Below are 22,547 nucleotides of genomic sequence, written 5' to 3'. Positions count from 1 at the left end.
CGACCGGGCTCCACAACCTCCCCCGGGACAGCAGGATGAAAGGGCACACCGTCATGGTCCGTTACGTGTACGACTTCGCCGCGGGCGGCCGTGACATGGCCGACCTGCTCGGCGGCAAGGGCGCCAACCTCGCCGAGATGACCCGGATGGGCCTGCCGGTGCCGCCCGGGTTCACCGTCACCACCGAAGCCTGCCGCGCTTTCCTGGCCACCAGCGCCGAGCCGGACGGCCTGGCCCGCGAGATCTCCGATCACCTGACGGCACTGGAGGAGGCCGCTGGTCGGCGGCTGGGGCAGCCGGACGACCCGCTGCTGCTGTCCGTCCGCTCCGGGGCCCGCTTCTCCATGCCCGGCATGATGGAGACGATCCTGGACATCGGCCTCAACGACGAATCCGTGCTCGGGCTGGCGAAGTCCTCCGGGAACGAACGCTTCGCCTGGGACTCCTACCGGCGCCTGGTGCAGATGTTCGGCAGCACGGTCATGGGCGTCGACAGTGCGCTGTTCGAAGACGCGCTGGTCCGCCTCAAGGAGGCCCGGGGCGCGGTGGACGATCTGGGCCTGGACGCGGCCGATCTGGCCGGGCTCGTCGAGGTCTACAAGGAGCTGATCCGTCAGGAGACGGGCGAGTACTTCCCGCAGTCCCCTGCCGAGCAGCTGCGCCGGGCGGTCCTGGCCGTCTTCGAGTCCTGGAACGGTGAACGCGCCCGTCTCTACCGCCGCCGCGAGCACATCCCCGACGACCTGGGCACCGCGGTCAACGTCCAGACCATGGTCTTCGGCAACCTCGGGCCCGACTCCGGCAGCGGCGTCGCCTTCACCCGCGACCCGGCCACCGGCGCCCCCGGCACGTACGGCGACTACCTGTCCAACGCGCAGGGCGAGGACGTCGTCGCCGGCATCCGCAACACCGTGCCGCTGGACGAACTGGGCCGACTGAACCCGGCAGCTTTTGCCCAACTACGCGACCACATGCGGACGTTGGAGACCCACTACCGGGACCTGTGCGACATCGAGTTCACCATCGAGCGCGGCCGACTGTGGTTGCTGCAGACCCGGGTCGGCAAGCGCACCGCCGAAGCCGCGTTCGCCATCGCCGCCGAACTGGCCGACGAGGGGCTCATCACCCCGGACGAGGGCCTGGCGCGCGTCAGCGGGGACCGGCTCGCCCGGCTCATGTTCCCCCGCTTCGACACCTCGGGCGTCACCGAGGCTCTCGCTCACGGCATCCCGGCCTCACCGGGCGCCGCCGTCGGTGCCGCGGTGTTCGACTCCGCCGAAGCGGTCCGCCGTGCCGCCGCCGGTGAGAAGGTCGTCCTGGTACGGCAGGAGACCACCCCCGACGACCTGCCCGGCATGATCGCCGCCCAGGCGGTGCTGACCAGCCGCGGCGGCAAGACCAGCCACGCCGCCGTGGTCGCCCGCGGCATGGGCAAGGTCTGCGTGTGCGGGGCCGAGGAGATCACCGTGGATGCGCAGGGGCGCCGCTTCACCGTGGGCGACACCACCGTCGAGGAGGGCACGGTCATCTCCGTCGACGGGTCCGAAGGTGCCGTCTACCCCGGTGCGGCGCCGCTGGTCGACTCCGCGGTGATGCGGTACTTCGAGACCGGCGGGCAGGGTGAGCGGTCGGCCGGGCTGGTCGGCGCTGTGGACGGTGCCATGCAACAGGCCGACGGTGTACGGCGGTTGGGCGTGCGGGCTAACGCCGACACCCCCGAGGATGCCGCCCGGGCCCGCCGGTTCGGAGCCGAGGGCATCGGGCTGTGCCGCACCGAGCACATGTTCCTCGGCGACCGGCGGCAGCTGGTCGAGGCCATGATCCTGGCCCGCACCGACGCCGAACGCGAGCGGGCGCTGGACGCGCTGCTGCCGCTCCAGCGGCAGGACTTCATCGGCATCCTGGAGGCGATGGACGGCCTGCCGGTCACCATCCGCCTCCTCGACCCGCCCCTGCACGAGTTCCTGCCCGACCGCACCGAACTCGCGGTACGCCTCGCCGCGGCCGAGGCCCACGGCAACCCGCCCAGCGCGCACGACTCCGAACTGCTCGACGCCGTGAACCGCATGCACGAGGAGAACCCGATGCTCGGCCTGCGCGGCGTACGCCTGGGCCTGGTGGCACCGGGCCTGGTCGCCATGCAGGTACGGGCCATCGCCGAGGCGGTCGTGGCACGCAAGCGCGCGGGCGGCGACCCCCGGGCGGAGATCATGGTGCCGCTGATCGACACCGTCGAGGAACTGCGCCTCGTGCGCGAGGAAGTCCAGCAGGTCCTGGCCCAGGTCTCCAAGGAGTCCGGCGTCCTCGTCGAGTGCCCGGTCGGCACGATGATCGAGCTGCCCAGGGCCGCCCTCACCGCCGGCCGGATCGCCGAGGAAGCGCAGTTCTTCTCCTTCGGCACCAACGACCTGACCCAGACCACCTGGGGCTTCTCCCGCGACGACGTTGAGGCGGCCTTCTTCTCCGCCTACCTCGACAAGGGCATCTTCAAGGTGTCCCCGTTCGAGACGATCGACCGCGAGGGCGTCGGCCGCCTGGTCGAGATCGCGGTCGCCGAAGGCCGCGCCGCACGCCCCGGACTGAAGATCGGCGTCTGCGGCGAGCACGGAGGAGACCCGGATTCCGTGCACTTCTTCCACGGTGTGGGACTCGACTACGTCTCCTGCTCGCCGTTCCGAGTCCCGGTCGCCCGCCTGGAGGCCGGACGGGCCGCGCTTCCCGAGACCGAGACCAGCGACAGCCGGTGACACACCCCCGCAGGGCCGGAGGTGAAAGCCCCGGCTTCGGCCCTGCGAGCCGCCACTGGCTGCGATGTGAGAGGACGACGTGCGGCAGTGCACCGCCGCACCTATGCGGAGACAGGCAAGATGGAGACAACGTTTCGAGGCATCGGCGTCAGCCACGGTGTGGCGATCGGCACGGTACGGCACATGGGGACCGCGGTCCTTCAGCCGCCCGACCGGCGGATCCCGGCCGAGGCCGTCCGGAGTGAACAGGGCCGCGCCCGGCGGGCAGTGGACACTGTCGCCGCGGATCTCACAGCGCGCGGTGACCTGGCCGGCGGTGAGGCACAAGCGGTCCTCGAAGCCCAGGCACTGATGGCCCAGGACCCCGAACTCATAGCCGACGTCGACCGACGTATCGCCGGGGGCAGCTGCGCCGAGCGCGCGGTCTTCGACGCCTTCGCCGCGTACCGGGCGCTGCTGGCCCAGGCCGGCGAGTACCTGGCGGGCCGGGTCGCGGACCTGGACGACGTACGCGACCGCATCATCGCCCGACTGCTGGGGGTGCCCATGCCCGGGCTGCCGGACAGCAGAGAACCCTACGTGCTGCTCGCCCGCGAGCTGGCCCCGGCCGACACCGCGCTGCTCGACCCGGACCTGGTCCTGGGCTTCGTGACCGAACAGGGCGGGCCGACGAGCCACAGCGCCATCCTCGCCCGCGCCCTCGGCGTACCGGCCGTCGTGGCGCTGCCCGGCGCCACCGGGGTGGCCGAAGGCACCGTCGTCGCGGTCGACGGCAGTACCGGCGAAGTGGTCCTGGAACCGGATGCCCGCACGCGGGCAGAGATACAGCGTCGGGCCGCCGCCCACGAGGCGGCCCTGGCCTCCGCCTCCGGTCCCGGGGCCACTACGGACGGACACCGGTGCCGCTATCGGCGAACATAGGCAGCCCCGCGGACGTACCGGCCGCCCTCGCGGCGGGCGCCCGAAGGCGTCGGCCTCTTCCGCACCGAGTTCCTCTTCCTCGACGACAGCAAGCAGGCGCCGTCCCACGACCCTCGGCAGGGTCTCCTGCGGACGGTGCCGGCGGTGTCGTAGCCCTCGCCGGTCACCTCGTAGGCGCGCCCGGCGGCCCACAGAGCGCGGGTGGTCATCTCGTTCAGGGTCGGGGTGCCTGTCTTGTCGCTGCACATCACGGTCGCGGAGCCGAGTGCCTCGACGGAGGCCAGGCGTTCGACGATGGCGCCGCGGCGGGCCATGCGGTGGACGCCCAGGGCCAGGGTGAGCGCGAGAACGGCGGGCAGTCCCTCGGGGATCGCGGCGACGGCCAGGGCCACCGCGCGCAGCGCGAGGTCGGCGAGTTCCTCGCCGCGCAGGAGGGACACGAGCGCGTAGGCGGCCACGGCGATGCCGCTGACCAGGGCCAGTCGTCGGCCCAGGCTGTCCATCTGGACCTGGAGCGGGCTGGGTGGTTCCGCGCCGGTGCGCAGCGCTTCGGCAATCGCGTCGACCTCGGTGCGCATGCCGGTGGCCGTGAGGACCATCTCGGCGCGGCCGCAGGTCAGCGCGGTGTTCATGAAGAGCATGCAGGTGCGTTAGGCAACGGGTACGTCGTCGCCGTCGGCCGTGGTGGGTGCGGTCGTCCTGGCGACGGGCTGGGACGCGCCGGTCAGCGCGGCCTCGGCGGCCTCGACCGACTCGGCGACCACCAGGCGCCCGTCGGCCGAGACGCGGTCTCCGGCTTCCAGAAGGGCGACGTCGCCAGGCACCAGGGCGCCGGCCGGGATCACCTTCACCTGCCCGTCGCGGCGCACGCGGGCGGTGGGGACCAGCATCTGGCGCAGCGCCTCCGGACTGCGCTCGGCCCGGCGTTCCTGCAGGTATCCGAATAGTGGCGTTGATGAGCAGGACGACGGTGATGACGAGGGCGTCCGTGACCTCGCCGATGATCCCGGCGACGACGGCGGCGGCAAGCAGGATGCCGTCAGCCAGCTGCGGAACTGGTCCAGCAGGCGCAGCCACTACGGCCGGCGGGCCGGTTCGGCCAGTTCGTCGGCGCCCCAGGCGGCGGTCCGCTGCTCGGCGTCCGCCGTGGTCAGGCCCGTGGCCGGGGCCACGTCGAGCAGGTCCGCCGCTTCGGCGGCGCCGCGTCGGTAGGCGTCCGGCTGCGGGGGCGTCTGTACCGGCGGAGTGTGGTTTCCGGCCGTGGTCTGCTGAGGCACGGTCATTCCTTGCCGCGCACGACGGTGACGGGGCAGTGGGCGTGATGCAGCAGGGCCTGGCTGACCGAGCCGAGCAGCAGGCCGGCGAAGCCGCCCCGGCCCCGGGCACCGACCACCACCAGTTGGGCGCCGCGACTGGCGTCGATCAGGGCCGGGCGGATCCGGGAACGCACCAGGCGCCGCTCCACCTCGACCTGGGGATGGACCTTCTGCCAGGAGGCCACCGTCTCGTCCAGCAGGTGCTGCTCGGCCTCGAGGAGACGGTCGGCGTCCGCCACCACGGCGGTCAGGGGGTCGCCGGGGCCTTCGTAGGCGCGCTCGCTCCACGTGTTCCACACGTGTACGGCCACCAGCGGCACCTTGCGCAGGGCGGCCTCGGCGAACGCGAACTCCACCGCCGCCTCGCCGGCTTCGGAGCCGTCCACAGCCAGTACCACTGGGCCGGCCGGATCGGGGCGGCCCCGCACCACCATCAGAGGGCAGCGACCGTGGGCGGCAAGATGCACCGCCGTCGAGCCCAGCAGTAGCCCGGCGAAGCTGCCCAGGCCCCGGCTGCCGACCACCGCCAGCGACGCCGACCGCGACTCGATCTCCAGCACCTCAAGCGCCTCCCCGGCCACCACCGACCGCATGATCTCGATGTCCGGCGCGATCGCGTGCGCCCGTTCCTCGGCGCGGGCCAGTGCCCCCCGCACCATCGGCTCCAAGCCGTGGTCGGCAGGGTTCCACGGTGGTGCGCCGGTCGGCAGGTGTCCGGGCCCATGACCGAAGGCGTGCACGATCCGCAGTCCCGCCCCGCGCAGGTGCGCCTCACGGGCCGCGGCCTCGACCGCGCCGATGCTGGAGGCGGAACCGTCCACGCCTACGATCACTGGATCACTCACTGGATACTCCCGTCCCGGGCCATCGCCGACGCGCGGCCCTTCGGCTTCAAGCCTCGGTGCGGCCACCCTGGTACGCCCAGGGGCCACCAGGCCGTCCCGAGGGGCCACTCGGCCCTGTCGGGTACCCCACGGGTGCTCAGCACACTGATCACCGGCCGCGCGGGATCGAACACCTGCGGTACGAGGGCTTGAGTATCCCGCGACGCCTGCCGAAGACCTGTGCACGGCGGCCGGGACCACGGGCCCGCGCGGGAAATCCGGATGCGTGACGACGGGGAGATCCACATGGACGTCAACGAGGTGCTGCTGCCCGGAGTGGGCTGCGGTACGAGTTCGTCAACCACGAGGGCGACCGGATCGGGTCGTCGCCCAGCGCTCGGGCGACTTCGAACTGGTGGTGTACCCCTGCGACGACCCTGACGAGGCCCACTCGGTCCTCCGGCTCACCAGCCAGGAGGCCGACACCCTCGCCGAGATCCTCGGCGCCTTGCGCATCGCCGAGCGGTTCGCCGACCTGACCCGCGAGGTGCCCGGCCGCCGCCGACCGGGCCCGGGCGGTGCTCAGCCCGTTGCGCGACCTGTTCGCCGCGGTGTTCTTCCTCGCCCTCGGCCTGTCCGTCGATCCGGGTGACCTGCTGCCGATGCTGCCCGCCGCCGTGGCGCTGGCCGTGGTCACGGCCGCCACCGAGCTGGCCTCCGGCTGGTACGCCGCCGGACGCGAGGGCGCGGGCCACCGCGGCCGGCTGCGGGCCGGAACCGCGCTCATCGCCCGCGGCGAGTTCTCCGTCGTCATCATCGGCCTGGCCGCTCCCGGGCAGGGCCGCCTTGCTGCGCTGGTCACCACCTACGTGAGGCTTCTCGCCGTCTGCGGCCCCGTCCGCACCCGCTTCGCGCCCACCTGTCCGGCCCTCCGCCCTTCCGCACAGCGGAACACGCGGCGAGCCTCGTACCGGACGGGATCAGCGCTGCGTACCCGCTCCCCGCACCACCGCGACCGGACAGTGAGCGTGGTGCAGCAGGGCCTGGCTGACCGAGCCGAGCAGCAGCCCGGCGAACCCGCCACGCCCCCGGGCCCCGACCACCACCAGCTGGGCGGACTGGCTCGCTTCCATCAACGCCTCCCGCGTCCCGCCATGGACCACCCTGTGCTCCACCACCACACCCGGGTAACGCTCCTGGCGGCCGGCGAGCGCCTCGGACAGCAGGCGCTCCTCCTCCCCGGCCAGGGCGCCGGGCGGGTTCGCGTACGGCGTCGACGCGTCCTGCGGTGCGGGCAGCGACGCGTTCCACGTGGTCCAGGCGTGCAGTGCCACCAGCGGCGCCTTCCGCAGCTCGGCCTCGGCGAAGGCGAAGTCCATCGCATGCCCGCCCGCAGCCGATCCGTCGACGCCCAGCACGATCGGGCCCTCCGCACTCGGCTGCTCACGCACGACCAGCACCGGACACCGGCCGTGTGCCGCCAGGTGCACCGCGGTCGACCCGACCAACAGCCCGACGAACCCGCCCATGCCGCGGGACCCGACCACGACCAGCTCGGCCGCACGCGACTGCGCCTCCAGGACCGTCAGCGGCTCACCGGTCACCACGGCATGGCTGACATCGACCTCCGGTGCCGCGGCTCGCGCACGCTCGACCGCCTCGGCCACCAGACGGTCTGCCATGTGCCGGATCCCGCCCTCGGGCGGGCCCAGCGGTGACGGGCCCAGAGGCACGTGCATCGCGGGCCAGAAGAACGCGTGCACCACCCGCAACCCCACCCCGCGCAACCGCGCCTCCCGAGCCGCCGCCTCCACCGCGGCGAGACTCGACGCCGACCCGTCCACACCGACTACCACCACACCGCTCATCGTGCCTCCCGCATCCAGACGCCATAGCTCTCACCCTCCAGACTCACCCCGCCACTCCCCTTTCACATGGGGCCTGGGGGCGCCACTGCCAGGGCCGACCGGCACTCCCCTGCGGCGGCGACGTGCCCAGGTGACGGCCGGTCCTGTACCGGTTGTCCGGCGCGCCGACCACCGGACGTCGTGGGTCGGGCCTTACCCCCTCCGCTCTGGCGAAGGGCCGTACAGACGCGGAGGAGCAGCCGGGAGCTGCGCACCGCGCCATCAGGATCCGCGACGAGCGAGTGGGCCCTCCTCCCCGACAGCTTCACGACCGTCCGCCTCACCGCACCGGCGGACCGCCCGCCACACGGCGGACGGTCCCGGCAATGATCCACTGGGCGATGGCCAAAAAATGAGCCGAGAACTCACCGGAGAATCCACACCAACCTGACGAAACCAAACGGATATCCCGCCCTCGACTTCGTGCACGTTTGGTCAGATGCCGTCTGGCCGCGTCTACGGCACTCGGCGCCGCAAAGCGCGGAACAGCCCGGGCTCAGTCTGGCGGGGCCGGCGGCCGTCACGGAGTTCAACCCGTGGTCGTTCCGCATCGCCGCCGCGCCCTCAGCCGGTGCCGGCGCCGTGGCAGAGGTGAGCGCAACTGTCGAGCCCACCTGATGTTTGCGCTTCCCCCCAGCCCGGCCACCCCGGCCAGGTGGTCGGCCGTTCCGGCCTTCGCCGTGGCGGTCTCGGCACCGACCAGGTCCAGGCGACAGGAGGGCAGTTCGGCCCGGGAGCTCAGGACCAGTTGGCCCTGCCCCGTCAAGCCGGTGCGCGGGAGGCTGAAAGGGCATCGAGGGGCCGGCTACCCGGGACCGTCCAACGGGACAGCGGCGACCGGACCGGCCGCCCTCACCCGCGAGTTCCGGCCCTCGATGCCCACCGCAGGAGCACATGGCCCAGCGGGGATACGGGACGGTGTGCGCGGGTCGCACGCAAGGGAAACCGGTCGCGCTCCGCTTGCACCGGTGGAGGAGGGAATGGCCGTGAAGACCTGCAAGGTCGGCGAAGTGATGACTCCCGAGGTCGTCGAAGTCCGCCAGGAGACACCGTTCAAGGAGGTGGCACAGTTGCTGGCCCGGCACCGGATCAGCGGCCTGCCGGTGGTGGACGCCGATGACAAGGTCCTCGGCGTGATCTCCGAGACCGACCTGGTCCGACGGCAGGCGGCGCAGGCCCGACGCGACCAGGAAGGCCGCTTCCGGCTGCCGGCGCTGCGCCGGAAGGCACGTGTCGCCGCTGCCAAGGCCCGTGCCATGACCGCCGGGCAGCTGATGTCGACCCCCGCGATCACCGTGCACCCGGAGCAACGCGTCGCGGACGCCGCACGGGTGATGGAGCGTCACCACATCGAACGGCTGCCCGTGGTGGACGAGGAGGACCGCCTGATCGGCATCGCCACTCGCCGTGACCTGCTGCGGGTCTTCCTTCGCACCGACGAGGAGATCCGTCAGGAGATCATCGACCAAGTCCTGACCAGCGCCATGTGCCTGCCGCCCCACACCGTCATCGTCTCGGTCCACGACGGGACGGCCACGCTGGAGGGACGCCTGCAACGCCGCAGCGACATCCCGGTGGCCGTCCAGCTGACCTGGCGGGTGGACGGCGTGGTGGGGGTGATGAACAGTCTCACCTTCCGCGTCGACGACACCCGCCCGCCCGAGAAACACCCCTCGCGTCGGATCGCCCACCACTGGCTCCCCGAGCGGTAGTCCTGTGGCGCCCGCTTCAGCGACGCACCGCTGGTACGGCAGCCACGACCGCTCGCGCGTCCCCATCACCCGGCGCCGCCCGCACCACCGCCACCTCCCTGAACCTCAGCCCAACCATCCGGCACAGCCCCATCCGCAAGGAGCAGAGCGCGTGACCGACTCAGCTGTCCCCCTCATCAATCCCCAACTGATCGACCTCGACCTGACGGCGGAGAACAAGGGCGCAGCCGTCCGCGCACTCGCCGAGCGCCTGGCCGGCCAGGGCCGGGTCAGGCGTCTGGCCAGTGCGGAGAGGATGCTCAGGTGGGCGTCGTCGGCGCCGTCCGGCGCGGCGATCATGAAGATCAGGTCGGCCGGGCCGTCCGGCGCGCCGAAGTCCACGCCCCGCGGGCTGCGCGCGAAGGCCAGGCTCGGCTGGGTGACGTGGGCGGAGCGGGCGTGCGGGATGCCGATCCCGCCCTCGAGGCCGGTGGGCATCTGATCCTCCGGGCGGCGATGTCGGCGAGGAAGCCGTCGAGGTGACCGACCGACCCGGCCTCGTCCCCGGCTTCGGGGGAGAAGTCCAGGGGGTTCGCGATGTCGATGACCAGTTCGCCGGCCAGGTTCGCGGCACCGGCGGACTGCAGGGCCTTCAGACTGCTGACGCCCGCGGTGGTGTTCACCACCGCCTCACCGTGGGTCGCGGCGTCGGCGAAGGTCGCCAGACGGACCTGCGGGTGCTCGGCCTGCCACTGCGAGTACGGCGGATTGCCATAGGCGTCCGGCTCGGTGCGGGCGAGGGCGGCCTGCGGGTCTCGGGTGCCGATGACGGCCTCATGGCCGAGCGAGTCGAGTGTGCCGGCGATCGTCCGGCCGACGACGCCGGTGCCGAGAACTGCGTAACGCATGGGTGCGGGTCCTTTCCGGCGGTACAGACATCTCGCTGTGATCCACACGGCGCCAGGACCAAGCGAACATCCATACCCCCCCCACCCTCACCCCGGGACGACCACAGCGCTCACAGGCGCTGGTGAACCCCGCCCGGTACGCGATCCGGTACTTCTCGTCGTCAGGTGGCCGACCGGCCCCGGCGATACGGGTCTCTCGGGCCCCGGCCGGGACCTTTGACGCCTGGGTAGCGGCTCGCGTCTGCGAGACGGTGGCAGTGGAAGCGGTGCCGCTCCCCCGCGGTGCCGCTCCCCACACGGCACGCCGCCGGTCTTCCGGCCCACGACCTCGACGATGGAGGCGCAACCCCCATGACCCGACAGGACGCCCGAACCCGAGCCGCTGCCCCGGGCGGCGAGCCGTCCGAGACCGCGATCGCCGTCGACCGGCTGGTCACGAACGGGCTCAAGGCGCTCGCCGACTACGAGGACCACGACCAGGAGCAGGTCGACCACATCGTCAAGAAGGCGTCGGTCGCCGCCCTGGACCAGCACACCGCCCTGGCCCGCCTGGCGGTGGAGGAGACCGGTCGCGGCCTGTTCGAGGACAAGGCCGCCAAGAACATGTTCGCGTGCGAGCACGTCACCCACAGCATGGGCCGTATGAAGACCGTCGGCGTCATCGCCCGCGACGACATCGAGGACATGGTCGAGATCGCCGAACCGGTGGGGGTGGTGTGCGCGATCACGCCGGTCACCAACCCGACCTCCACCACGATCTTCAAGGCACTGATGGCGCTGAAGACCCGCAACCCGGTCGTCTTCGCCTTCCACCCCTCGGCCCAGCGCTGCAGCGCCGAGGCCGCTCGCATCGTGCGCGACGCGGCCGTCGCCGCGGGCGCGCCGGAGCACTGCATCCAGTGGATCGAGACACCGTCGGTAGAAGCGACTGGCACGCTCATGCGCCACCCGGGCGTCTCGCTGATCCTCGCCACCGGCGGCAACGCCATGGTCAAGGCCGCCTACTCCGCGGGCAAGCCCGCCCTGGGCGTCGGCGCCGGCAACGTCCCCGCCTACGTCCACAAGAGCGCCAAGCTGCGCCGCGCCGTCAACGACCTCGTGCTGTCGAAGTCGTTCGACAACGGAATGATCTGCGCCTCCGAACAGGCCGTCATCCTGGACGACGAGATCTACGACGCAGCCCTGGCCGAGTTCCGCACCCTGCACGCCCACCTGGCGACCGCCGAGGAGAAGGCGAAGCTGGAGACGTTCCTGTTCCCCACCGGTCGGACGGGCGCGGGCTGCGAGCCCAAGGTCAACGCCGCGGCCGTGGGACAGAGCCCGGCGTGGATCGCCGAACAGGCCGGCTTCACCGTGCCCGAGGGCACCTCCGTCATCCTGGTCGAGGCCGAACGCGTCGGCCCGGACGAGCCGCTGACCCGCGAGAAGCTCTGCCCGGTCCTCGCCGTCCTGCGGGCCGGCTCCGAGCAGCAGGGCTTCGACCTGGCCGCCGACATGGTCGCCTTCCACGGCCAGGGCCACAGCGCCGTCGTCCACACCGAGGACCACGCGCTGGCGGAGGCGTACGGCAAGCGCATCAACACCGTGCGGATCATCGTCAACGCACCCTCCTCGCAGGGCGCCATCGGCGGCGTCTACAACAGCCTCCTGCCGTCCCTCACCCTGGGCTGCGGCTCCTGGGGCAGCACGTCGGTGTCCAACAACGTCTCCGCCCCCCAGCTCCTGAACGTCAAGCGGATCGGCACGCGCCGCAACAACATGCAGTGGTTCAAGGTCCCACCGAAGATCTATTTCGAACCGCAGGCCATCGGCTACCTCGCCTCCATGCCGGACGTCCACCGCGTCACCATCGTCACCGACGCGACCATGACCCGCCTCGGCTTCGTCGACCGCATCGACCGCGTCCTCAAGCGCCGTCCGGGGCCCGTGACACTGCAGATCATCGACAACGTCGAACCGGAACCCAGCATCGACTCCGTGCAGCGCGGTGCCCGCCTCATGCGGGACTTCCGCCCGGACACGATCATCGCGCTCGGCGGCGGCTCGCCCATGGACGCGGCGAAGGTGATGTGGCTGCTCTACGAGCACCCGGACATCGACTTCGCCGACATGCGGCACAAGTTCTCCGACATCCGCAAGCGCGCCTTCCGCTTTCCGACACTGGGCAGCCTGGCCCGCCTGGTGTGCGTGCCCACCACCTCCGGCACCGGCGCCGAGGTCACGCCGTTCGCCGTCATCTCCGACCCGGCCACGGGCAAGAAGTACCCGCTGGCCGACTACGCGCTCACCCCGAGCGTGGCCATCATCGACCCCCTCCTCACCACCGCCCTGCCCCCGGCGCTGGCCGCCGACAGCGGCTTCGACGCCCTCACCCACGCCATCGAGGCGTACGTGTCCGTCTACGCCAGCGACTTCACCGACGGGCTGGCGCTGCACGCGATCCGGCTGATCTTCGACCACCTCGAAGCGGCGGTGAACGACCGCGGGGGCTCCGCGGAGGCCCGGGAGAAGATGCACAACGCAGGCACCATCGCGGGCATGGCCTTCGGCAACGCCTTCCTCGGCATCGTCCACGCCATGTCCCACACGCTCGGCGCCACCTTCCACATCGCGCACGGCCGCACCAACGCGGTTCTGCTGCCGCACGTCATCCGCTACAACGGCACCGTCCCGACCAAGCTCACCGGCTGGCCCAAGTACGAGAGCTACCGGGCTCCCGAGCGCTACCAGGACATCGCCCGCGCCCTCGGCCTCCCCGCCGCCACCCCGCAGGCCGGGGTGGAGTCGCTCGCCCGGGCCGTTGAGCGCCTGCGCGACGCCGTGGGCATCGAGCCGTCGTTCCAGGCCCTCAGCGTCGACGAGCGCGCCTTCCTCGACGCGCTGCCCCAGCAGGCACTCAACGCCTACGAGGACCAGTGCGCGCCCGCCAACCCGCGGATGCCCATGCTCGACGACATGCAGGAGATCATGCGAGGGGCTTACTACGGTCCCGCCGGCATAGCCGGGGAGTAGGCCCCATCGCGGGTGGAATTGAGCGCGCCCGCGCCTCACAGCCGGCCACAGGGCCTCGGACCAGCGTCAACCCGTCCGGGGCCTTTCGGCGACCCACACAGGGCTGATCGGCCCATACGAGGATCCCTCTCGGCCCGTACCGTCAGAAATGGACCCCAGTGAAGGCTCCTGAACGGAGGCTGGTCATGAAAACTGCCTCGGACCTTCGCGTACACGCGGAGCGAACCGGTGCCTTCGTGGACCTGTATTGGCTGCCCCTGGGCGTCGGCGAGGTGCGATTGGTGCGCTGGAACGGCCGCCTCTATGAGTCGATCGTCGCGCATCGCGAACACCGTGAAGCGCTCGACCTGTACCACTCGGCCTTGCAGGTCCAACTCGGCGGCGACCGCTACGTGATCGAGATGGCCCCGGTGCGGCACACCATGGAACCCGATCGCGGCGTGGTCACCGAGGGCCCTGTGGGGCTGCCGTGGCTAGGTCGGTCGCGACTCTTCCGCTACGAGGTCCGGCGATGGCGCAACGGGATCATCCCGGACCTCGCCGAGGCGGTCGCCGGTCCCCGGCGCCTGAGCACGGATGCCGAGCGGGCGCAGCGGGTGCTGGATCTCGTCCCGGACTTCCCGACGGTTACCTGGGGACGCGACGAACTGCGCGTCGGCGACATGTGGAACTCCAACTCGCTGATCTCCTGGCTGCTCGCTCTCAGCGGTCATCCCGTGGACACGATCGATCTGCCTCCTCATGGGCGCGCGCCCGGGTGGAACGCCGGGATCGTCATCGCGGCGAGGCAAGGCACAACGACGACAACACGCACTCAGGCACGAGCACCGAGCATCAAAGCGTGTGCCATCGGAGGTTGAGGATCGCAATCGCTGGTCAGGGTGGCCGAAGCCCACCACAGGCGGACGGGCGAGGCGGGGCCTTGCCCTGCTGAGTAGCTGCTCACGGTTGCCGGAGCATCGCGATGGCGTTTACATGGACACGATCGAGAAGGTCGCGAAGGCTGCTGCGTTCGGCTGGCGAGAGGTCCGCGAGGAGTTGCTGTTCGGTCTGTCGGTGGAGCGGCAGAGAGCGGCCAGCGCTGTCGTGCTTACCCCTTACATACCGGTAAGAGGCGTAGCCGGGACTATCGGCCTCCGGGACGACCCCGGCAGGCCCTCCTCGCGGGGCCTGGCCGGTGGCCACGCTGGTCATGGGCCCGGTCAGGCGGCCGGGCCGAAGGAGTTGATCACCATGACAACCCTTGCCGGAGCAACGGACCGTCCGGTCCAGGTGAACGCGGTGCTCGACACGCCGCTGTCCCGGTGGCTGTGGCTGGTGAAGTGGATCCTGCTCGTCCCTCACTACGTGGTGCTGGTCTTCCTCTGGATCGCCTTCACCGTGGTGAGCGTGATCGCGTTCTTCGCCATCCTGTTCACCGAGCGCTATCCGCGGTCCCTGTTCGACTTCAATCTCGGAGTTATGCGCTGGAGCTGGCGGGTCGCCTACTACTCGTACGGCGCTCTGGGCACAGATCGCTATCCGCCATTCAGCCTGGGCGAGGAACCCGACTACCCGGCGCGGCTGGACATCGTCTATCCCGTACGGCTCTCCCGCGGCCTGGTGCTGGTGAAGTGGTGGCTGCTGGCCATCCCGCACTACATCGTCATCGGCTTCTTCCTGGGCGGCTGGCACATGGGCTGGTGGGACGGCGGGCTCGTCGCCGTGCTGGCGGTGATCGCTGCCGTGACACTGCTCTTCACCGAGAAGTACCCGAAGGGTCTGTTCGACCTGATCCTCGGCCTCAACCGGTGGGTGCTGCGGGTCGCCGCCTATGCCGCGCTGATGACCGACACGTATCCGCCGTTCCGGCTCGACATGGGGGGCACGGAACCGAGCGAACCGGAGGTGCTGTCGTGACCGCCTCTCTGGTCGCAGCGTTCCTGATCCTGCACGGGCTGCTGCACCCCGGCGTCTGGACGGCGCCCCAGCGGCCCGCCAAGCCGGCCCCGTTCGACCCCGGACACTCGTGGGCGCTGGCCGCCGCCCACGTCTCGCCCGCCCCTGCCCGAGCCACAGCCCTGGCGATCGCCTGGTACACAGCCATCGTCTATGCGATCGCCGGCGCCGGGGCGCTCGCGAGCAGCGGCTGGTGGCCCACAGCGGCCCTCGTCGCCGCCGTGAGCGGGCTCGTCCTCAAGGCGGTGTGGTTCGACCGGTGGCTCAGCGTCGGCGTACTGCTCGACGTGGGCGTCATCGTGGCCGTGGTGTGCACTTGGCCCGCCTCCGTCCACTGAGGACGAGCAGGCCCTTCGATTCGCCCCGTGACGGCTCGTATGGCCAACGGCCCCCAGCCCTGCCTCGCCCGAAGCGTCCTGGGCAAGGCTCTCAGCGCGGCAGCAGCTCAGAACCCCGGCCGGATCACCCCGGCCGGGGTTCTTCGGGCTTGTGCAGCTCGCTCACCCGCGACGGGCCACTCGTTCAAAGGGCCCGCAGCCCATGCTCCCGGAACTGCTCGCGCACCCGCTCCGTCAGGCCCGGATCCGGCGTGGGTGTGTCGCGCAGCGGGAAGGGGAGCCCCAGCACGTCGTACTTGTGGGCGCCGAGCCTGTGGAACGGCAGGACGTCCACCCGGTCGACGTTGCTCAGCCCGGCGAGGAACGCACCGAGCCCATCGACGGCCACCGGATCGTCGGTCCAGCCGGGCACCAGGACATAGCGGATCCACACAGGGACGCCGAGCCGGTCCAAGCGGGTGGCGAAGTTGAGGGTCGGGGAGAGGCCCCCTCCGGTCAACTTCCGGTACGTGCGGACGTCGAAGGACTTGATGTCCAGCAGAACCAGGTCGGTGTCGGCGAGAAGCTCGTCGGTCGCGCGGGCGCCGAGGAAGCCGGAGGTGTCGAGCGCGGTGTGCAGACCGAGCTCCTTGCAACGGCGGAAGATGTCGGCCGTGAACGCGGGCTGCAGCAGCGCCTCGCCGCCGGTGAGCGTCACTCCCCCGCCCGCGGTGGTGATGAAGGGCCGGTACTTCTCGATCTCGGCCATCACCTTGTCCACGGTGGTCTGTTTCCCGTCGCGCATGTGCCAGGTGTCCGGGTTGGCGCAGTACAGGCAGCGCAGCGGGCAACCGCTGACGAACAGCACGAACCGGGTCCCGGGACCGTCCACTCCCGTGGACAGGTCCCAGGAGTGGACCCGGCCCGTCATCGGCTCGACCGTGGTGCTCACAACGATCCGTGGAAGGTGCGACTGATCACGTCGAGCTGCTGCTCGCGCGTCAGGCGGACGAAGTTGACGGCGTACCCGGAGACCCGGACCGTCAACTCCGGGTACTTCTCCGGGTGTTCCATCGCGTCCTCCAGCGTCGCCCGGTCCAGAACGTTCACGTTCATGTGGAAACCGCCGGAGGCCATGTACCCGTCCAGGATTCCGACCAGATGGCCGGCGCGCTCGGCCGGGTCGTGCCCCAGGCCCTCGGGGGTGATCGTGGTCGTCAGCGAGATGCCGTCCCGGGCCTCCGCGTACGGCAGCTTCGCCACCGACAGCGCGGAGGCGGCCACCCCGTGCCGGTCCCGCCCGTTCATCGGGTTGGCGCCGGGCGCGAAGGGCTCTCCGGCACGGCGGCCGTCAGGGGTGTTGCCCGTGTGCTTGCCGTACACCACATTCGAGGTGATGGTCAGCACCGACTGTGTGTGCTCGGCGTTCCGGTAGGTGGGATGGCGGCGGACCTTGGACATGAAGGACTTCACGAGGCCGACCGCGATGGAGTCGACACGGTCGTCGTTGTTGCCGTACGCCGGGAAGTCACCCTCGATCTCGTAGTCGACGGCCAGGCCGGTGTCGTCCCGGATCACCTTCACCCGGGCGTACCTGACGGCGGAGAGGCTGTCGGCGGCCACCGACAGCCCGGCGATCCCGCAGGCCATGTAGCGGTACACCGGGTGGTTGTGCAACGCCATCTCGATGCGCTCGTACGCGTACTTGTCGTGCATGTAGTGGATGACATTGAGCGTGTTGACGTACGTCTGCGCCAACCAGTCCAGCATGCGGTCGTACGCGGCCGAAAGCTCCTCGTACTCCAGGTAATCGCTGGTCAGAGCGGCGACCTCGGGCGCGACCTGTTCGCCGGTCATCTCATCCCGCCCGCCGTTGATCGCGTACAACAGCGCCTTGGCCAGGTTGACGCGGGCGCCGAAGAACTGCATCTGCCGACCCACCGTCATCGCGGAGACGCAGCAGGCGATCGCGGTGTCGTCGCCGGTGCGCGGACGCATCAGGTCGTCGGACTCGTACTGCACGGCGCTGGTGTCGATGGACACCTGGGCGCAGAACTCCTTGAACCCGGACGGCAGCCCGGGCGACCACAACACGGTCAGGTTGGGCTCCGGGGCCGGGCCGAGGTTGTAGAGCGTCTGCAGGAAGCGGAAAGACGTGCGGGTGACCAGCGTGCGCCCGTCGCCGCCGATACCGCCGATGGACTCCGTCACCCAGGTCGGGTCGCCGGAGAACAGCGCGTCGTACTCCGGCGTGCGCAGGAACCGCACGATCCGCAGCTTGATCACGAAATCGTCGACCAGTTCCTGGGCCCGCGACTCGTCGAGGGTCCCCTCGTCGAGATCCCGCTGCACGTAGACGTCCAGGAACGTGGAGGTGCGGCCCAGCGACATCGCGGCGCCGTTCTGCTCCTTCACCGCCGCCAGGAAGCCGAAGTAGAGCCACTGCACCGCCTCGTGGGCAGTGGCGGCGGGGCGGGAGACGTCGCAGCCGTACGAGGCCGCCATCTCCGTCAGTTCACCCAACGCCCGTATCTGCTCGGCCAGTTCCTCACGGTCACGGATGACATCCGGACTCGAGGCCGACGCGTCCAGCAGCGCACGCTCAGCCCGCTTGGACTCGATGAGCCGGTCGGTGCCGTACAGCGCGACGCGCCGGTAGTCGCCGATGATCCGGCCACGGCCGTAGGCGTCCGGCAGACCGGTGATGATCCCGGCCTTGCGGGCAGCCCGCATCTCGGGGGTGTAGGCGTCGAAGACACCGTCGTTGTGGGTCTTGCGGTAGGTCCCGAAGACGCGTGTGACGAAGGGGTCGGCCTTGTAGCCGTACGCCTTCAGACTGTTCTCGACCATCCGCAGCCCACCGTTGGGCATGATCGCCCGCCTCAGCGGGGCATCGGTCTGCAGGCCGACGATCAGTTCGCGGTCGCGGTCGATGAAACCCGGCCGGTGCGAGGTGATGGTGGACGGGGTCCCCGGGTCGACGTCGAAGATTCCCTTTCGCCGCTCATCGGGAAAGTGAGCGGCGACCTTGCGCCAGACAGTGAGGGTGCGCTCGGTCGGACCGACCAGGAACGCCGAGTCACCTTCGTAGGGCGTGTAGTTGGCCTGGATGAAGTCGCGTACGTCGATGTGGTCCCGCCAGCGCAAGCCGGCGAAGCCTCGCCATGCCTCGGTCGCCGTCCGGGCTCCAGCTGTCACTGTTGCCGTCATCGCCGGTCTCTCCCTCGCTCCGCGCGTGAACTTCTGTGCTTTCGATGCTCGTCGCTCGCGATGCCTGCGGGGAGGGCCTGTCGGCGTACCCGGGGCGCGCCATCGGTCCCTCGCCTGCCGGGCCGTTGGGCCCGGTCAGGCCGAGCCCGGCATAGCCTGGCCGCCGGCGCACGAACGACCGGGGCACCCCCGCCGACGAATGGAGGTGCCCCGGTCTGACCCGCATGCGGCCATCAGAGCAGCCAGCGGTTGCGGCTGACGAACGGCAGCCGCGCCCACGCCTTGCCCAGTCCCCAGGTGGCGCCGGCGCCCGCGACCGCCAGGGCGATCAGGACGATGGCGTAGATGAGGTGGTAGTCGGCGAACGGGTTGGTCGACATGCTCGCCGAGCCGTCGGAGAGGTGCTTGGCCGGCGGCCACTCCGCGATCCACATGAAGGCCATCATCACGGTGCCGGCGACCGCGGCTAACCGCAGCCCGATGCCCGCGATCAGGGCGACGCCGATGCCGAGCAGGCCGAGCATGAACAGCCAGTCCGCCCAAGCGGCGCCGGCCCAGTCGTGGAAGGTGGACTCCATCGGGCCGACGGCGACACCGCCGAGGAAGCCCTTGGTGGGCGAGCCGCCGTCGATCCAGCCCTTGCCGGAGCCGGTCGCATAACCGAAGCCGAAGGTCTTGTCCAGGAACGCCCACAGGAAGACGAACCCGGTCAGGAGACGGAGCCCTGCGAACACGTACGCCCGGGTCGCCGTCGCGCCGGCGGTCGTCTCGTCGGCGGAGACGGGAGCCGTCCCCGCCCTGTGCCGGGACGGGAAGCGGAATCCCAGATGCCGGTGGGGGTGGTCGTGCACTGCCATGATGCTCATCCCTTTCGAGGGGCGCGACGCGCGAGATGTTGGACGACTCTCGTTGCACCTTCAATGTCCCGCGTCGTCAACACCCGTCGGAGGGGCTGCACGGCCCGGACCGAGGGCCGAACGGCCCGCTGTCCGGGCCCCATTGGCATCGGTCAGCCGTCCCAGGACCAGTCGGCGACCTCCGGCAGGTCGGTGCCATGGACGCGGATCCACCCGTGGTGACGCAGCCGTGTGTCCTCCATCCGCTGTCGTACGGCTGCGGCGCGCACCGCCAGGCCGGGGACGCGGTGGATGACGCCCATGACCAGGCGGTAGCGGTCGAGGTCGTTGCGGACGACCATGTCGAAGGGTGTCGTCGCGGTGCCGATCTCCTTGTAGCCGCGCACATGCAGGTTCTGGTGGCCGGTGCGGCGGTTGGGGAGGCGGTGGATCAGCCAGGGGTTGCCGTGTTAGGCGAAGATGACCGGCTTGTTCGGGGTGAACAGGCTGTCGTACTCGAAGTCACTCATCGCGTGCGGGTGTTCCTCGGCGGGCAGCAGCCGGGCGGCGGCCGGCACCTCCTGGGTGGGGACGTCACCGGCCGCCGCGAGCACCTCGCCCGGCTCCCGATCGCCGTTCTCCGTGCCGGCCCACTCCCAGATCCCGGCGCCCCGCGCACAGTGGACCTTGGCCTGCTCCATGGTCAGCCAGTCGAAGCAGGGCTGTTTGCCGGCCACGATCACGTTGACGTAGTCGCGGCTGCGCAGCGCGTGACCGCCACCGACAGGAGGGTGTTGGCGTCCGGCGGCAGGTAGACCCGCACGACCTCAGGACTCTTGTTGAGGATGTGGTCGACGAATCCGGGGTCCTGGTGGGAGCAGCCGTTGTGGTCCTGGCGCCAGACGTGCGAGGTCAGCAGGTAGTTGAGGGAGGCGATGGGGGCGCGCCAGGGCAGGCGGCGGGTGACGCGCAGCCACTTGATGTCCGGGAGAGGAGTGGACGCCTGCCGCGTGTCGACGGACATCATGAGGTCCCTTCCGGGTCGGGGGTCGGTCGGAGGTGCGTGTGGGTCCGTACCTCCTCCCCCTCCCCCACCCGGGGGGCTCCCGACAGGGCCGACCGGGCCATCCGCTCTACCGGTGTGCTCGTCTTCAGGTCGTCGGCACCAGCACCACGGGGCAGTGGGAGTGGTGCAACAGGACATGCGCGACCGGGCCGAGCGGTGGACCGAGCCGGCCCACGCGTCGGCGCGTGCCGATGATCACGACGCCGGCCTCGCGGGTACCCGCCAGCAGGGCGTGGGCCGGGCCGGTGCGGACCGTGCGGCTGTCGACCTCGACCTCGGGGTACTCCTCCCGCAGTCGGGCGACGCTGAAGCGCGGCACGGCTTCTTCCGCCCGGTCGTTCCGGGCCTGGCGCTGCTGGCCGGGGCTCGTCGCGGCTACCAGCGAGGGCAGTTCCGGCGTGGTGTGCCGGTGCGTTGCGGAGTGCACGACGCGCAGCCGGGCCCCACGCCGGGATGCCTCCTGGAAGGCATAAGCGGCTGCGGCCTCATCGGCGTCGCTCTCCAGGCCGAGCAGCACCTCGCGCCCCTCGTCGCGAGGGTGATCCCCACGGGCGACCAGCAGCGGACCGTGCGCGTGCGCGGCCAGGCGCCAGCTCACCGAGCCGGCCAGCAGACCGGAGACACCGCCGAACCCCCGGGTGCCCACGACGGTGAGGACCGCGCCCTCGCTCTCCCCTGCCAGCACCCGCACAGCGCCGCCCTCCACGGCCCTGGTCTCCACCGGCAGACCGGGATGACGCTCGTGGACCCGCGAGGCGGCCGACGCCAGAACCGGCCCGGCCTCGTCGCGGTCGGCCACGGCGTACACGATGCGCAACGCGGCGCCGCGGCGCGCCGCCTCCTCTGCGGCCCAGTCCAAGGCCCGTACGGCGACCAGTGAACCGTCCACTCCAACGACCACATGGCGGTCAGTCATTTTCCTGTTCCCTTCTGTTCCGTGCGCGGGGTGTGCAGCCCCCGGGGGTGCCGAGGGCGGTGACAAGATCGACGCCCGGTCGGCCGGGCGTCGATCCCGTCGCGGCTCCACGGAGATGCTCGTCGTCCGCGGGCGTCGCGGGCAGAGGCCGACGGAACCCGTCGGCACGCCGTACGGCCCCGTCCCGTCGGGCCGTACGGCCCCGGGCCCGGGCCCGGGCCCGGGCCCGGGCCCGGACGAAAAGAACCGGACGAAAAGAAGCGGGAAGACGGAGGAAGGACCTTCAGGCAGTGAGGTCCACCCCGTACAGGGTGCGTCCACCGACGAGCTCACGGCCGGTGACCAGTTCGGACTCGATACGGACGAAGACCTCCTGCGGCGCGGGCACCCAGGAGACCGGGCCGGTGCGGGCCAGGCGTTCGTATTCGGCCGGGTCGGTCACCACCGTGGCCGACCCGGTGACGACGACGCTCCAGCCGGAGTGCCGGGCCGCGTCGACCTCGTCCGCCTCAAGGGCGACCACCGTGCCGTCGATCGCGCGGACCAGTTCCGAGGCTGCGGAGGTCCGCAGCAGGACCGCGCCGTCGCCGTCCAGGCTGAAGTTGACCGGCAGCACGGCGGGCAGGGCGCGGCGCGTGAAGACGATGCGGCCGATGGGCACCTTGGCCAGCAGCCGCAGGCACTCCTGCCGCCCGAGTTCGCGGAAACCGTCGTTGGGGTACATCAGCCAGCCCGTCTTTCGCCTGGTACAGCGGTACTGCGTTGCATCCATCCTGAGCTGGATGCGGCCCGGGTATGAGGGGCCATCGGTCCCGCCCATGCCGGAGAACGACCCGTGTCACATCGCGATCGATGGGCCTGCGAGTCCGGCCCGTCCGGCGTTTGCGGATGCCCGCGGCCCGGTCGGCCGCTGCGCCCCGCCGGACAGGCCCAGCAGA

14 protein-coding genes and 6 pseudogenes are annotated in these 22,547 nt (G+C 71.0%); 8 read left to right on the top strand and 12 right to left on the bottom strand.

All coding sequences use genetic code 11. The features are described 5' to 3' along the window. Window positions 1-53: 53 nt before the first annotated feature. The gene (gene ppdK / locus JIX55_RS49835) at window positions 54-2,747 is read left to right on the top strand and encodes a pyruvate, phosphate dikinase (protein WP_257569174.1); all 2,694 of its coding nucleotides are present in this window, start codon (window positions 54-56) and stop codon (window positions 2,745-2,747) included. A gap of 120 nt (window positions 2,748-2,867) precedes the next feature. Continuing rightward, a pseudogene (locus tag JIX55_RS49830) lies at window positions 2,868-3,806 on the top strand (PEP-utilizing enzyme); the annotation flags it as partial. A gap of 50 nt (window positions 3,807-3,856) precedes the next feature. Here JIX55_RS49830 and JIX55_RS49825 read toward each other — a convergent pair. From JIX55_RS49825 to JIX55_RS49815, 3 genes and pseudogenes are all read right to left on the bottom strand, one after another. Next, a pseudogene (locus JIX55_RS49825) lies at window positions 3,857-4,558 on the bottom strand (HAD-IC family P-type ATPase); the annotation flags it as partial. 186 nt (window positions 4,559-4,744) lie between these two features. Next, window positions 4,745-4,945, bottom strand: a complete 201-nt coding sequence (locus JIX55_RS49820; RefSeq protein ID WP_257561294.1) for a hypothetical protein — start codon at window positions 4,943-4,945, stop codon at window positions 4,745-4,747. A gap of 2 nt (window positions 4,946-4,947) precedes the next feature. After that, the gene (locus JIX55_RS49815) at window positions 4,948-5,829 is read right to left on the bottom strand and encodes a universal stress protein (protein WP_257561295.1); all 882 of its coding nucleotides are present in this window, start codon (window positions 5,827-5,829) and stop codon (window positions 4,948-4,950) included. 557 nt (window positions 5,830-6,386) lie between these two features. On the opposite strand from JIX55_RS49815, the pseudogene JIX55_RS49810 reads away from it, so the two are divergent. Next, a pseudogene (locus JIX55_RS49810) lies at window positions 6,387-6,575 on the top strand (cation:proton antiporter); the annotation flags it as partial. Between the two features lie 213 nt (window positions 6,576-6,788). On the opposite strand, the gene JIX55_RS49805 reads toward JIX55_RS49810, so the two are convergent. Further along, window positions 6,789-7,676 (bottom strand): universal stress protein, encoded by an 888-nt coding sequence (locus JIX55_RS49805; RefSeq protein WP_257561296.1) that lies wholly within the window; start codon window positions 7,674-7,676, stop codon window positions 6,789-6,791. A gap of 1,025 nt (window positions 7,677-8,701) precedes the next feature. On the opposite strand from JIX55_RS49805, the gene JIX55_RS49800 reads away from it, so the two are divergent. Continuing rightward, complete coding sequence (locus tag JIX55_RS49800) at window positions 8,702-9,427, top strand: CBS domain-containing protein (RefSeq protein ID WP_257569175.1); 726 nt, start codon at window positions 8,702-8,704, stop codon at window positions 9,425-9,427. Between the two features lie 266 nt (window positions 9,428-9,693). Here JIX55_RS49800 and JIX55_RS49795 read toward each other — a convergent pair. Further along, a pseudogene (locus tag JIX55_RS49795) lies at window positions 9,694-9,960 on the bottom strand (PTS sugar transporter subunit IIA); the annotation flags it as partial. A gap of 45 nt (window positions 9,961-10,005) precedes the next feature. Then, window positions 10,006-10,314: pseudogene (locus JIX55_RS49790) on the bottom strand (NAD(P)-binding domain-containing protein); the annotation flags it as partial. 351 nt (window positions 10,315-10,665) lie between these two features. On the opposite strand from JIX55_RS49790, the gene adhE reads away from it, so the two are divergent. From adhE to JIX55_RS49770, 4 genes are all read left to right on the top strand, one after another. Then, window positions 10,666-13,326 carry a bifunctional acetaldehyde-CoA/alcohol dehydrogenase gene (adhE, locus tag JIX55_RS49785; RefSeq protein WP_257561297.1) on the top strand — a complete coding sequence of 887 codons (2,661 nt, stop codon included), beginning with the start codon at window positions 10,666-10,668 and terminating at the stop codon, window positions 13,324-13,326. A gap of 158 nt (window positions 13,327-13,484) precedes the next feature. Beyond that, the gene (locus JIX55_RS49780; protein ID WP_257561298.1) at window positions 13,485-14,186 is read left to right on the top strand and encodes a hypothetical protein; all 702 of its coding nucleotides are present in this window, start codon (window positions 13,485-13,487) and stop codon (window positions 14,184-14,186) included. Window positions 14,187-14,559: 373 nt separating this feature from the next. Beyond that, window positions 14,560-15,225, top strand: a complete 666-nt coding sequence (locus JIX55_RS49775) for a DUF4389 domain-containing protein (protein ID WP_257569161.1) — start codon at window positions 14,560-14,562, stop codon at window positions 15,223-15,225. Then, the gene (locus JIX55_RS49770; RefSeq protein ID WP_257569160.1) at window positions 15,222-15,602 is read left to right on the top strand and encodes a hypothetical protein; all 381 of its coding nucleotides are present in this window, start codon (window positions 15,222-15,224) and stop codon (window positions 15,600-15,602) included. The genes JIX55_RS49775 and JIX55_RS49770 overlap by 4 nt, the downstream gene beginning before the upstream one ends. Window positions 15,603-15,786: 184 nt before the next feature. On the opposite strand, the gene pflA is transcribed toward JIX55_RS49770, so the two are convergent. The 6 genes and pseudogenes from pflA to JIX55_RS49740 form a co-directional block, all read right to left on the bottom strand. Further along, window positions 15,787-16,512, bottom strand: a complete 726-nt coding sequence (gene pflA / locus JIX55_RS49765; protein WP_257569176.1) for a pyruvate formate-lyase-activating protein — start codon at window positions 16,510-16,512, stop codon at window positions 15,787-15,789. A 17-nt stretch (window positions 16,513-16,529) separates the two neighbouring features. Continuing rightward, window positions 16,530-18,791: a formate C-acetyltransferase gene (gene pflB / locus JIX55_RS49760; RefSeq protein WP_257561299.1), complete on the bottom strand. Its 2,262-nt coding sequence runs from the start codon at window positions 18,789-18,791 to the stop codon at window positions 16,530-16,532. A 233-nt stretch (window positions 18,792-19,024) separates the two neighbouring features. Next, a complete protein-coding gene (locus JIX55_RS49755; protein WP_257561300.1) occupies window positions 19,025-19,648 on the bottom strand; it encodes a DoxX family membrane protein in 624 nt (207 codons plus the stop codon). Window positions 19,649-19,800: 152 nt separating this feature from the next. Further along, window positions 19,801-20,609 (bottom strand): annotated as a pseudogene (locus tag JIX55_RS49750) (phosphoketolase); the annotation flags it as partial. Between the two features lie 169 nt (window positions 20,610-20,778). Then, on the bottom strand, window positions 20,779-21,609 hold the full coding sequence (locus JIX55_RS49745) for a universal stress protein (RefSeq protein ID WP_257561301.1): 831 nt from the start codon (window positions 21,607-21,609) through the stop codon (window positions 20,779-20,781). Window positions 21,610-21,892: 283 nt separating this feature from the next. Next, complete coding sequence (locus JIX55_RS49740; protein ID WP_257569177.1) at window positions 21,893-22,333, bottom strand: pyridoxamine 5'-phosphate oxidase family protein; 441 nt, start codon at window positions 22,331-22,333, stop codon at window positions 21,893-21,895. Between the last annotated feature and the right edge of the window lie 214 nt (window positions 22,334-22,547).

The sequence above is a fragment of the Streptomyces sp. DSM 40750 genome (assembly GCF_024612035.1).
Lineage (GTDB): Bacteria > Actinomycetota > Actinomycetes > Streptomycetales > Streptomycetaceae > Streptomyces.
This window is presented reverse-complemented; position numbering and strand designations above follow the sequence as displayed.

What these genes read in the sequence shown, in the direction of transcription:
- JIX55_RS49745 (WP_257561301.1), bottom strand. Translation starts at nt 21,609, where the DNA reads ATGACTGACCGCCATGTGGTCGTTGGAGTGGACGGTTCACTGGTCGCC.
- pflA (WP_257569176.1), bottom strand. Translation starts at nt 16,512, where the DNA reads ATGACGGGCCGGGTCCACTCCTGGGACCTGTCCACGGGAGTGGACGGT.
- adhE (WP_257561297.1), top strand. Translation starts at nt 10,666, where the DNA reads ATGACCCGACAGGACGCCCGAACCCGAGCCGCTGCCCCGGGCGGCGAG.
- ppdK (WP_257569174.1), top strand. Translation starts at nt 54, where the DNA reads ATGGTCCGTTACGTGTACGACTTCGCCGCGGGCGGCCGTGACATGGCC.
- JIX55_RS49775 (WP_257569161.1), top strand. Translation starts at nt 14,560, where the DNA reads ATGACAACCCTTGCCGGAGCAACGGACCGTCCGGTCCAGGTGAACGCG.
- JIX55_RS49740 (WP_257569177.1), bottom strand. Translation starts at nt 22,333, where the DNA reads ATGTACCCCAACGACGGTTTCCGCGAACTCGGGCGGCAGGAGTGCCTG.
- JIX55_RS49805 (WP_257561296.1), bottom strand. Translation starts at nt 7,676, where the DNA reads ATGAGCGGTGTGGTGGTAGTCGGTGTGGACGGGTCGGCGTCGAGTCTC.
- pflB (WP_257561299.1), bottom strand. Translation starts at nt 18,791, where the DNA reads ATGACGGCAACAGTGACAGCTGGAGCCCGGACGGCGACCGAGGCATGG.
- JIX55_RS49755 (WP_257561300.1), bottom strand. Translation starts at nt 19,648, where the DNA reads ATGGCAGTGCACGACCACCCCCACCGGCATCTGGGATTCCGCTTCCCG.